This is a genomic window from Paraburkholderia sediminicola (assembly GCF_046026855.1).
Classification (GTDB): Bacteria; Pseudomonadota; Gammaproteobacteria; order Burkholderiales; family Burkholderiaceae; genus Paraburkholderia; species Paraburkholderia sediminicola_A.
The window spans coordinates 1-12030 of sequence record NZ_JAQQET010000007.1; the positions used below are offsets into that span (position 1 = coordinate 1).

9 protein-coding genes are annotated in these 12030 nt (G+C 60.0%); 7 read left to right on the forward strand and 2 right to left on the reverse strand.

Annotation, left to right across the window (positions count from 1 at the left end; translation table 11 throughout):
• Positions 1-73: 73 nt before the first annotated feature.
• The 5 genes from PQR40_RS09505 (at position 74) to PQR40_RS09525 (ending at position 5675) form a co-directional block, all read left to right on the forward strand.
• The gene (locus PQR40_RS09505) at positions 74-1366 is read left to right on the forward strand and encodes an NAD(P)/FAD-dependent oxidoreductase (protein WP_408242372.1); all 1293 of its coding nucleotides are present in this window, start codon (positions 74-76) and stop codon (positions 1364-1366) included.
• A complete protein-coding gene (locus tag PQR40_RS09510) occupies positions 1366-2688 on the forward strand; it encodes an NAD(P)/FAD-dependent oxidoreductase (RefSeq protein WP_408508859.1) in 1323 nt (440 codons plus the stop codon). Before PQR40_RS09505 ends, PQR40_RS09510 begins: the two co-directional genes overlap by 1 nt.
• Positions 2689-2993: 305 nt before the next feature.
• Positions 2994-3707 (forward strand): DUF969 domain-containing protein, encoded by a 714-nt coding sequence (locus PQR40_RS09515; RefSeq protein WP_408508860.1) that lies wholly within the window; start codon positions 2994-2996, stop codon positions 3705-3707.
• Positions 3704-4654 (forward strand): DUF979 domain-containing protein, encoded by a 951-nt coding sequence (locus tag PQR40_RS09520; protein WP_408508861.1) that lies wholly within the window; start codon positions 3704-3706, stop codon positions 4652-4654. Before PQR40_RS09515 ends, PQR40_RS09520 begins: the two co-directional genes overlap by 4 nt.
• A 10-nt stretch (positions 4655-4664) precedes the next feature.
• Positions 4665-5675: a DUF2891 domain-containing protein gene (locus tag PQR40_RS09525; RefSeq protein ID WP_408508862.1), complete on the forward strand. Its 1011-nt coding sequence runs from the start codon at positions 4665-4667 to the stop codon at positions 5673-5675.
• Between the two features lie 162 nt (positions 5676-5837).
• Here the strand turns inward: PQR40_RS09525 and PQR40_RS09530 are convergent, their stop codons facing one another.
• Positions 5838-6263 (reverse strand): PRC-barrel domain-containing protein, encoded by a 426-nt coding sequence (locus tag PQR40_RS09530; protein WP_201084283.1) that lies wholly within the window; start codon positions 6261-6263, stop codon positions 5838-5840.
• Between the two features lie 270 nt (positions 6264-6533).
• Between PQR40_RS09530 and PQR40_RS09535 the strand changes: the two genes are divergently transcribed.
• Positions 6534-8900 carry a DNA polymerase II gene (locus PQR40_RS09535; RefSeq protein WP_408508863.1) on the forward strand — a complete coding sequence of 789 codons (2367 nt, stop codon included), beginning with the start codon at positions 6534-6536 and terminating at the stop codon, positions 8898-8900.
• A gap of 68 nt (positions 8901-8968) precedes the next feature.
• Here the strand turns inward: PQR40_RS09535 and katG are convergent, their stop codons facing one another.
• Entirely contained in the window at positions 8969-11152 is a 2184-nt protein-coding gene (gene katG / locus PQR40_RS09540) for a catalase/peroxidase HPI (protein ID WP_408229865.1), read from the reverse strand.
• A 344-nt stretch (positions 11153-11496) separates the two neighbouring features.
• On the opposite strand from katG, the gene PQR40_RS09545 reads away from it, so the two are divergent.
• Complete coding sequence (locus tag PQR40_RS09545) at positions 11497-12012, forward strand: MarR family winged helix-turn-helix transcriptional regulator (protein ID WP_408229862.1); 516 nt, start codon at positions 11497-11499, stop codon at positions 12010-12012.
• Positions 12013-12030 lie beyond the last annotated feature (18 nt).

Below are 12030 nucleotides of genomic sequence, written 5' to 3' on the forward strand. Positions count from 1 at the left end.
TTCGTACCGCCTCATCGCGTGGCCCGGCTTGATTGCGGGCCACGCGCCAAGGTCTCTTCTGCATGCTCTGCCTATGCTCCGATTCTCGAACCAGCCTCACATTACCTCGTATTACGCAGCAACCGCTAATGACACCACCCGCCATCCGCCGCTCGAAGAAACACTTAACGTCGACGTCTGTGTGATCGGTGCGGGACTCACCGGTATCTCGACTGCGTTGAATCTCGCCGAACGCGGCCATTCCGTCGCGGTGCTCGAAGCATCAAAAGTCGGATGGGCCGCGAGTGGCCGCAATGGTGGCCAGTTGATCGGCGGCTTTGCCTGCGATATCGATACATTCGCGAAGTTCATGCCCGCGGATGACGTGAAGCGTGTTTGGGACATGGGGCTCGAAACCCTGGATATCGTCAAGGAGCGCGTCGCGAAACATCAGATCGACTGCGACCTGACTATCGGTTATCTGACCGCGGCGAACAAACCACGCGATACGGACGCGCTGCAAAAATGGCGCGACGAGGCGCAAAAACGCTTCGGCTACGACCGCTTCAGTTATGTCGATGCCGATGGCGTCGGCGACTATGTTCAATCGCAGCGCTACCTCGGCGGATTGTTCGATGCGGACAGTGGCCATCTGCATCCGTTGAACTACACGCTCGGTCTGGCGCGCGCGGCACGCGCCGCCGGCGTGCAGATTTTCGAAGACAGTTGTGTCACCGCGTTGCGCCAGGAAAACGGCCGCCATGTGGCCGAAACCGCGCGCGGCAAGGTGAATGCGCAATTCGTCGTGCTCGCCTGCAATACCTATCTCGGCGAACTCGCCCCGGATGTCGCCAGCAAAATCATGCCGGTCGGCACCTACGTGATCGCCACCGAACCGCTCGACCCCGATCGCGCCGAAGCACTGATGCCGGCGAAAGCGGCCGTGTGCGACAGCCGCTTTGTACTCGATTATTTCCGCCCCGCTCCCGACAACCGCCTGTTGTGGGGCGGCAAAGTCAGCTATTCCAAACTCGCGCCGCGCAACCTCGGTGAAGCGATGCGCCACGATATGCTGAAGACCTTCCCGCAGCTCGACGATGTCAAAATCGACTATGCGTGGGGCGGTTTCGTCGACATCACGATGAATCGCGCGCCGCATTTCGGCCGGCTGTCGCCTACAGTGTATTTCGCGCAGGGATTCTCCGGCCACGGCGTGAACACCACCGGGCTCGCGGGCAAACTGATCGCCGAGGCGATCGACGGCCAGGCGTCACGCTTCGATCTGTTCGGCAAGATTCGTCACCGCAATTTTCCTGGCGGCGCTACACTGCGCACCCCTGCCCTCGTACTTGCGATGGCCTGGTATCGAATGAAGGACCTGCTTTGATGAATGCTCCGACTCCTGGTTTTAATACTCTCGACCGCCGCGCCGATGCGCTGATCGCCAACTCCTACTACGAGGCGAGCGCCGCGCGTCCGCTTACAGACGATCCGATGCTCGACGGCACGCTGGAGGCCGATGTCTGTGTGATCGGGGCGGGCTTCTCCGGTTTGTCGGTGGCGCTGGAATGCCGGGCACGTGGATTGTCGGTGGTGGTGCTCGATGCGCATCGTCCGGGTTGGGGCGCATCGGGCCGCAACGGTGGACAAACGCTGGTGGGTTTCGCGAAAGACGAGGTCATCGAACGGCAACTCGGGCTCGACGGTGCACGTGCCGCATGGGCCATGTCGGTAGAGGGCGTAGCCCTGGTGCGCGAGCGCATCGAACGCTACGGCATCGATTGCGATTTCACCTCCGGTTATCTGACGGTAGCGACTAAACCGAAGCGTGTGCCGGATCTGCGTTCGTGGATGGAATCGGCGTCGCAACGCTGGGGTTATACGAAGCTCGCGTGGCTCGATACCGACGAAGTGCGTTCACGCATCGCTTCGAAACGCTATCTGGCGGGTGTCTACGATCCGTTTTCCGGCCATCTGCATCCGCTCAAATATTGCCTTGGCCTCGCCGACGCAGCACGTCGCGAAGGTGCTCAACTGTTCGCGCATTCGCCGGTGATCGAAGTCGTGCGCGGCGCGCGACCTGTCGTGCGTACCGCTAGCGGCGAAGTGCGCTGCCGGTTCGTCGCGGCATGTGGCAATGCGACGATCGGCGACGTGTTGCCCGCGCCGGTGGCCGCGCGCATCGCGCCGATTGCATCGTATATCGTCGCCACGGAGCCGCTCGGTCAAGCACGTGCCGATGCGTTGATTAAAGGACGCGAGGCTATTTGCGACAACAACTTCTTCCTTGATTACTTCCGCTTGTCGGCCGATCATCGCGTGCTGTTCGGCGGCCGGGCGAGTTCGACCGGCGCGTCGCCCGTGCAGCTCGGCGAAGAGATTCGCAAGCGCATGATCGACGTGTTTCCGCAATTCGGCGATGTGCGAATCGACTATGCGTGGGGCGGCTTCGTCGACGTGACGCGTAATCGCGCGCCCGATTTTGGCTCAATCGATCCGAATTACTTCTACGTGCAGGGCTTTTCCGGGCACGGCGTGGCGTTGACCGGGATTGCAGGTCGCGTCATTGCAAAGGCCATGGCCGGTGAGACGGCTGCCTTCGATCTGTTCGCGCAGTTGCGGCATGCACGCTTTCCGGGCGGACCCGCTTTGCGTGGGCCGGCGCTTGAACTCGGGATGATGTATCACCGGATTCTGGAGTTGTTCTAGGCCGGTGTTTTAGTTTCCCCTCGCTCCCGGCCCACTCGCCGGGACCTTCCCTTCCCCGCCCTCGTCCCGCTCACTCCCCCTTCAAACTTGCAGGTAGATCTGCCCGCGACCCTAGCGTTTACCCGAAAAACGCATTATGTCGACTATTTATCGATAAATTATCGTGTTAGATTTCGTCGCCCGCGCTCCGTTGCAACCGGCGCAACTTGCTACCCGTACCCGTGTGCAACCGGCGTGCGCCAGGCATCCGGAATGGCGCGCACAACGGCAAAAAAAACGACATAACAGCGACGCAGGAGAACAGGATGTGGGTTTTGATTGGCGTGCCGATCGTCGTACTCGGCTTTGCATTGCGCTTCAACGCGCTACTCGTGGTGACGATCGCAGGGATCGCCACGGGTGTGGCCGGCGGCTTGCAACCGGTGGAGATCGTCAGCGCTTTCGGCAAAGCGTTCGCAGATAACCGCTACATGGGCCTGATCTGGCTGACGTTGCCCGTGATCGCGCTGCTCGAACGCAACGGCCTGAAAGAACAGGCCAAACACCTGATTTCACGTTTGCACGCCGCCACCACGGGCCGCGTGCTGATGCTGTATTTCGTGATTCGCCAGATCACCGCCGCGCTTGGGCTGACGTCGCTCGGTGGTCATGCGCAGATGGTGCGCCCGCTGATCGCGCCGATGGCTGAGGCGGCCGCCGCGAACCGCTATGGCGAATTGCCCGATGCAGTGCGTCAGCAGATTCGCGCGAATGCGTCGGCGGTCGACAACATTGCCGTGTTCTTCGGCGAAGACATTTTCATCGCGATCCAGTCGATCCTGTTGATCAAAGGTTTCCTTGAACAGAACGGCATCATGGTCGAACCCCTGCACATTTCAGTGTGGGCGATTCCCACGGCGGTGGCGGCACTCATGATTCATGTCGTGCGCCTGATGCTGCTCGACCGCAATCTGTCGCACAAGATGAATATGTTGGGAATCGAACGGGCACAGGGACACGGACGAGGTATCGCACGATGATCAAGCTCGAATCCCTCTACGTGCTGGCCGGTTTGATGTTTGCCGCGTTCGCGCTCTTCAATCTGCAAGACCGCTCGAATCCGCGCCGCGTCGTCAACTTTCTGTTCTGGGGCATCTATGCGATCACCTTCATGTTCGGCGGAGAATTGCCGCATTTCGTGACCGGTTGCCTCGCCATCGCACTCGCCTTGATCGCCGGTTCCGGCAAGCTCGGCAAAGGCAAAGCAGACAGCAATAGTGAAGCGGCCGCCACGCGCCGCGAAGCCAACGCGCAACGCTTCGGCAACACGCTTTTTATACCGGCGTTGCTGATTCCGATCATCACCTTGCTCGGCACCTTGACACTGAAATACGTACCGTTCGTTGAACCGAAGAACGTCACGCTGATTTCGCTCGTACTGGGTACGCTAGTCGCATTCGGCGCAGCACTTTTCATGTTGCGCGACTCGCCAGTGCACGCGTTAAAAGATGCACGGCACACCATGGACACCGTGGGTTGGGCCGCCATTCTGCCGCAGATGCTGGCCGCTCTCGGCGCGTTGTTTGCGATTGCCGGCGTGGGCCACGTGGTGTCGGATCTCGTGAAAACGTGGATTCCAGTCGACTCCGCTTTCGCGGTGGTCGCGGCTTATACATTCGGCATGGCAATCTTCACGATGATCATGGGTAACGCCTTCGCCGCCTTTCCGGTGATGACAGCCGGCATTGGCTTGCCATTGATCGTGCATCAATTCCACGGCAACCCGGCTATTCTTGGCGCAATCGGCATGCTGTGCGGTTTCTGCGGCACTTTGATGACCCCAATGGCCGCCAACTTCAATATCGTGCCGGCCGCGCTGCTGGAACTGAAAGACCAGAACGGCGTGATCAAGGCACAGTGGCCGACTGCTTTACTATTGCTGGTCGTCAATACCATACTGCTGTATCTGTTCGTATTCCGCTTTTGAGGAGGCGCCGATGACTGTTCAACTCACCCCCGAATTCGCTTCCAGATTCGCCAATCTTGCGCTCGCCCATCTCACGCGTGAGTATCCGAACAAGCTGACTCACTCGCTCGCCGGTCCGCAAGATGTGCAGGGCCCGCGTGCATTGCATCCGATTTTTTATGGCAGCTACGATTGGCATTCCTGCGTGCATGGCTACTGGCTGATCCTGCATCTGCTCGAACGCTTTCCCGATCTGCCTGAAGCGGCGCGCATCGTCGCGGTGGTCGACGAGCATTTCACCGAAGCGAATGTGGCCGGCGAGCTTGCGTATCTCGATCTGCCGCACAACCGCGGTTTCGAGCGCCCGTATGGGTGGGCATGGCTGCTCGCGTTGAGCGCACAACTCCATTCGCTGAAGCTATCGGAAGCCGCGCGCTGGTCCAGGATTTTTGCGCCGCTGACCGAAGCCTTTGTCGATCGCTTCGAGGAATTTCTGCCGAAGGCGACCTACCCGTTGCGCGTCGGCACGCACTTCAACATGGCGTTCGCGCTTGCGCTCACGCTCGATTTCGCGCGGCAAACTTCGCGTGAATCACTTGAAGCACTACTGGTGAATACGGCTGAGCGCTGGTTTCTGAACGATGTTGCCTGTCAGGTATGGGAGCCCGCCGGCGACGAGTTCTTGTCGCCTTCGCTGATGGAAGCGGAATTGATGCGGCGCGTGTTGCCGCCCGCGCAATTCGTCGAATGGTTCCGGCGCTTTCTGCCGGATCTCGGCGCGAAGAAGCCCGCCACGCTGTTCGAACCCGTCACCGTGACCGATCGTACCGATGGCAAGATTGCCCACCTGGATGGTCTGAATCTGAGCCGCGCATGGTGTCAGCGGTCGCTAGCGCGCGCGCTGCCCGTCGGCGACTTGCGCCGCACCGTGCTGTTCGATTCGGCCGAGCGTCATCTTCAGAGCGCCCTGCCGCACGTGGCCGGCGACTATATGGGTGAACACTGGCTGGGCACGTTTGCCACGCTCGCTCTGGAAGCGTGAACGATGGGCTGACAGGGACCTCATTGAAGGCAAAAACGGCGCCGCAAGCATGAAACGGTTTTGGCAAACTACCGATTCGTGCCGCGAGCGCCGTTTTCTTTTGCCGCGTGATTCAAGAGCCGCCTGTTGCAGCACGGCCTCCCAATCCACCGGCTCCGTGCATTACTGGCCGGTCAGCTTTTTAGGTTTCGGCGGCGCCTGAACCTTGTTGTACTGAAACTCGGGTGTCGCCTTCAAGGCATCCTTGGTCGCGCCAGCCAGATAGAAATTTCCAGAACGAATATCCAGTGCGGCGACCGGCACCGCTACGTCATGCGACGCCACGCCCAGGAATCCACCGGCGGAGACGATTGCTGCGGACAACGAGCCATCGGGAGCAACCACCAGATCGCGGATCGAACCGATCTTTTCGTTCTGGTCGTTATACACGGCCTTGCCGAGAATGCTCTTCTTCACACTCCAGCCGCTCAGCAGCGCATTTGACTGCTCGACCGTGACGCTCAGGGGTTGTGTGCCGGCGACTTGCGCCTGCGCACCAAAGCTGGTTGCAGCTACCGCGACCACAACAACGAGTTTGCTCAAAGTCATATCGTTTACTCCGTTCTTGGTAGACTTGACCGGCGCATGGCCTGCGCCGAAGGAATCGCTGCAAAACGATCATACAGACTACGCGGCGCGGCTGCATCCAGCCCGCCATCCGCGAGGACCCGCCTCTCTGCAACCCTACCGTCCCGCGGCGGCATCGCTGCTGTATCAGCTGCGCGCCAACCCGGTTGCGATCGCGCCTATACCGCCACGATAACAACCGCATAACGGTAAAATCGAGCCAGGCGATGACGCCCGTTTAGAGGTGGAAGTTTGACTGAGCTTGAACAGGGTTTCATTTTGACCCGACATTGGCGGGATACGCCCGCCGGCACGGAAGTGGATTTCTGGCTGGCAACAGAGGGCGGGCCTCGTCACATCCGCCTGCGCCCTCAGCCTTCGGTGGCTTTCATTCCGGCCGAACACCGCGAGCGCGCCGAAACGATCCTGCGCCGGGAAGCGCCGCTCGATCTGCGCCCGCTCGACCTGTGCGACTTCCAGCATCGGCCGGTGATGGGGCTTTACTGCCCGCAGTACCGGCAATTGACGGGCTTCGAGAAACGCCTGAAGCAAGGCGGCGTCGATGTCTACGAGGCCGACATTTTTCCGCCCGAGCGCTACATGATGGAGCGGTTCATCACCGCGCCGGTGTGGTTCGGCGGCGATACGCAGCATGGCGGCCCGCTTCTGAACAGTGAGTTGAAGCCGGCTACGAACTATCGGCCGCCATTGAAACTGGTGTCGCTCGATATCGAAACCAGCGCGCACGCCGAGCTCTATTCCATCGCGCTCGAAGGTTGCGGACAGCGTCAGGTGTATATGCTGGGGCCGCCGAACGGCGACGCCAGCGGTGTCGATTTCAACCTCGAATACTGCGAAACCCGCGCACAGTTGCTCGAAAAACTGAACACGTGGCTGGAACAGCACGACCCCGATGCGATCATCGGCTGGAATCTCGTGCAGTTCGATTTGCGTGTGCTCCAGCAGCACGCCGAACAATATCGCGTGCCGCTGCGACTCGGCCGCGGCGGTGCGGTGATGGAATGGCGCGAGCATGGCCACAAACAGAATCACTTCTTCGCGGGTGCCGCGGGAAGATGGATCATCGACGGTATCGAGGCATTGCGCTCCGCAACGTGGAGTTTCCCTTCGTTCAGCCTCGAACATGTATCGCGCACAGTGTTGGGCGAAGGCAAGTCGATCGACAATCCGTACCAGCGCATGGATGAAATCCAGCGCCGCTTCGATGAGGACAAACCTGCGCTCGCGCAGTACAACCTGAAAGATTGCGAACTGGTCACGCGTATCTTTGCGAAGACCGAGTTGCTGCCGTTTCTGTTGGAGCGCGCAACCGTTACCGGCCTGCCTGCGGATCGAAACGGTGGATCGGTCGCGGCGTTCACGCATCTGTATATGCCGCGGATGCATCGGCAAGGCTATGTCGCGCCAAATCTCGGTGACGTAGCCGGCGCCGCGAGCCCTGGCGGCTTCGTAATGGATTCACGGCCCGGTCTTTACGATTCCGTCCTGGTGCTCGACTACAAGAGCCTGTACCCGTCGATCATCCGGACGTTTCTGATCGACCCGCTGGGTCTCGTGGAAGGCATACTGAACCCCGGCGACGATCAATCGGTATCGGGCTTTCTCGGCGCCCGATTCTCGCGCACGCGCCATTGTTTGCCGTCAATCGTCGGGCAGGTATGGCAAGGACGCGAAATCGCCAAACGCGAGCACAACAAGCCGCTTTCGCAGGCGTTGAAGATCATCATGAACGCCTTTTACGGCGTGCTTGGATCCACGGGCTGCCGGTTCTTCGACCCGCGTCTCGCTTCGTCGATCACCATGCGCGGCCATGAAATCATGCACAGCACACGCGAGTTGATAGAAGCGCAAGGCTACGAAGTCATTTACGGCGACACGGATTCGACTTTCGTATGGCTGAAACACGCACACGACGAGGAAGAAGCGAGCCGCATCGGTCGGGCGCTTGTCGAGCATATCAACGCGTGGTGGCGGCAGAACCTGCAAGAGCGTTTCGGTCTCGATAGCGCACTCGAATTGCAATTCGAGCGGCACTACAAGCGTTTCTTCATGCCGACGATTCGCGGCGCCGAGGAAGGCAGCAAAAAACGCTACGCCGGGCTGACTATCTTGCCGGACGGCAGCGAGGAGATCGTCTACAAAGGGCTCGAAACAGTACGGACCGATTGGACGCCGCTCGCCCAGCAGTTCCAGCAGGAACTCTATGGACGAATATTCAGGCAACAGCCGTATCAGGATTACGTGCGCGACTACGTGCGCGATACGCTGGCAGGAAAGCTGGACGATCAGCTCGTGTACCGCAAGCGGTTACGCCGCTCGCTCGGTGACTACGAGCGCAACGTGCCGCCGCATGTGCGCGCGGCACGCGTGGCCGACGAGTTCAACCGGCAACAGGGGCGTCCGTTGCAATACCAGAACGGCGGCTGGATCAGCTATGTGATGACGACCGCCGGACCGGAACCGCTCGAAACGCTGCGCTCGGCGATCGACTACGAGCACTATCTGACACGGCAGTTGCAACCGGTCGCTGACGCGATCCTGCCACTCTTGCGCGACGACTTTACGACCTTGACGTCGGGACAGAAACAGCTGTTCTGAACGTCGCGTAACGTTTGTTCAGCCGTTTCTGCTGCGGCAAAAAGACCGTTAAGGTCTATCGTCGAAGACTACCCAAGGTCAAAGCGATCGAGGTTCATCACCTTGTCCCAAGCCGCTACGAAATCACGGACGAACTTCTCCTGCGCATCCGAACTTCCATAAACTTCAACGAGCGCCCGCAGTTGAGCGTTCGAACCGAAGACCAGATCGACACGCGTGCCGGTCCACTTCACCTCTCCTGTTGCACGATCACGGCCTTCAAATACATCGTTGGCGTCCGATACCGGCTTCCACTCCGTGCCCATGTCGAGCAAACTCGTGAAGAAGTCGTTGGTCAGCGCCTCGGGCCGCCTCGTAAAGACACCGTGTTGCGTCTGTCCGTAGTTGGCATTCAGGACGCGCAAACCACCGGCGAGCACGGTCATCTCCGGCGCGGTGAGCGTCAGCAGTTGCGCCTTGTCGACCAGCAGTGTCTCAGCCGATACCGGAGACGTGCCCTTCTGGTAGTTGCGGAAACCGTCTGCGTACGGCTCGAGCACGGCGAAAGCGTCCACATCGGTTTGTTCCTGCGAGGCGTCCATGCGTCCCGGCGCGAACGGAACCGTCACCGCGTGACCGGCGTTTTTCGCCGCCTGTTCGACGCCTGCACAACCGGCCAGGACGATCAGGTCGGCAAGCGAGACTTTCTTGTCTCCGGACTGCGCGCTGTTGAACTCCCTCTGGATACCCTCGAGCGTCTCCAGCACCTTCGCCAGTTGGGCTGGATGGTTGACTTCCCAATCTTTCTGCGGCGCGAGGCGAATGCGGGCACCGTTTGCGCCACCCCGCTTGTCGGAACCACGGAACGTGGATGCCGATGCCCAGGCGGTCGAAACCAGTTGCGACACAGACAGCCCTGAAGCCAGAATCCTGCCCTTCAGCGCGCCAATGTCCTGCTCATCGAGCAAAACATGATCGAGCGCGGGGATGGGGTCTTGCCAGAGCAGTTCTTCTGCCGGAACTTCCGGGCCGAGATAGCGCGCGAGCGGGCCCATGTCGCGATGCGTCAGCTTGAACCACGCGCGGGCAAATGCGTCGGCGAACTGATCCGGATGCTCGTGGAAGCGCCTTGAAATTTTTTCGTAGGCGGGATCGAATCGCAACGAGAGATCGGTGGTCAGCATGGAGGGCGTACGGCGTTTCGCCGGGTTGTACGGATCCGGCACGGTATCGCTCCCCGCACCACCCTTCGGCGTCCATTGATGCGCGCCGGCCGGGCTCTTCGTCAGCTCCCATTCATAGCCGAACAGGTTGTTAAAGAACTCATTGCCCCACTTCGTTGGCGTGCTGGTCCAGATCACTTCGAGGCCGCTGGAGATCGCGTCACTGCCCCTACCCGTGCCGAAGCTGCTCTTCCAGCCGAGACCTTGCTGCTCGATGGGTGCCCCTTCCGGCTCGGGTCCCACATAAGACGCAGGACCGGCCCCGTGCGTTTTGCCAAATGTATGGCCGCCGGCGATCAGCGCAACCGTCTCTTCATCGTTCATCGCCATGCGCGCAAACGTCTCGCGAATATCGGTGGCCGCTGCGATCGGGTCCGGGTTGCCGTTCGGGCCTTCCGGGTTGACGTAGATCAGCCCCATCTGAACGGCACCGAGAGGATTCTCCAGATCGCGCACGCCCGAGTAGCGCTTGTCACCGCCCAGCCACGTGGTCTCGGCGCCCCAATAGACGTCTTCGTCCGGGTCCCAGACATCTTCGCGGCCGCCGGCGAAACCAAAGGTCTTGAATCCCATCGACTCCAGCGCGACGTTACCCGTGAGAACGATGAGGTCGGCCCATGAAATTTTCTGGCCATATTTCTGCTTGATCGGCCAGATCAACCTGCGTGCCTTGTCGAGGCTGACGTTGTCGGGCCAGCTGTTGAGCGGCGCGAAACGCTGCTGGCCGGAACCCGCACCGCCGCGGCCGTCGCCGGTGCGATAGGTGCCGGCGCTATGCCATGCCATACGAATGAAAAAAGGCCCGTAGTGGCCGAAGTCAGCCGGCCACCAGTCCTGCGAGTCGGTCATCAGCGCAACGAGATCCTTCTTTACTGCTGCAAGGTCGAGACTCCTGAACTGCTCGGCGTAGTTGAAGCCCTTGCCCATTGGGTCCGACAGCGACGAATGCTGGTGCAGGATTTTCAGGGGTAGCTGATTAGGCCACCAGTCGCGGTTCGACGTACCGCCACCGGCGGTGAACTTGAAAGGGCATTTTGCTTCGGTCGACATACGTCTCCTCCGTTGATCACACCTGGCTAGTTGGCCGCGACAGGCAGCCGTTCAATGGCATCGCTTACATCCTAATGCCCCACATCCTAGTGCGGAAATAGGTTTATTTGATGGCGACGCAACAGGAAAGCTAAGGCATGCAATGCGCAAACCGGGACCGCTGAGAGTCGAGAGCCGTTCACGCCCAGGAATCGGAGTTCACATTCGCGATGCCAGAGGTCCGAATCGGGATCACGGTGCCTCGGATCGCAACGGTGTGTTCCGGCTGCAGCAACAAATCTATCTCACAATTTGCGACTGGATCATTATAATGCCTAGGCAATTATTGATTAGGCACCTCAATCATGACCGAAACCTTTCATCTCTCGTCCGCGGCCGGCGGGGGATACGAAATGGGCGAAAACGTGGGTTATCTGGTCGCACGGGTGACCTCGACGCTGATGAATCTCGTCACGCAGCGCACCCAGGCCGAGCTCGACATTACGGCCACCCAGGGGCGCACGTTGTACATGGTCGCCAGCGGCAGATGCGTCCTCGCAGTCGAACTGGCCCGGGAATTCGGCATCGACGCCAGCGCGGTTACACGCCTGATTGACCGCCTCGCGCAGCGCAAGCTGCTGACCCGTGAGCGCAGCACGGCGGACCGCCGTGTCGTCTGGCTAGCTGTGACGCCGGAAGGTCAGGACATTGCTGCCCAGATGCCCGTCATTTTCAACGAGGTGCTCGACAGGCTGCTGTCCGGCTTCACGCCAGAGGAAGTCGGATTTCTAAAAAACATGCTGCGTCGCCTGCTCGTCAATCACGCTGATTTCATCGAGAAAAATCATGTCACGGCAACCAATTTTGATAGAAAATCGTAAGAAACCAGTTGCTGAGTC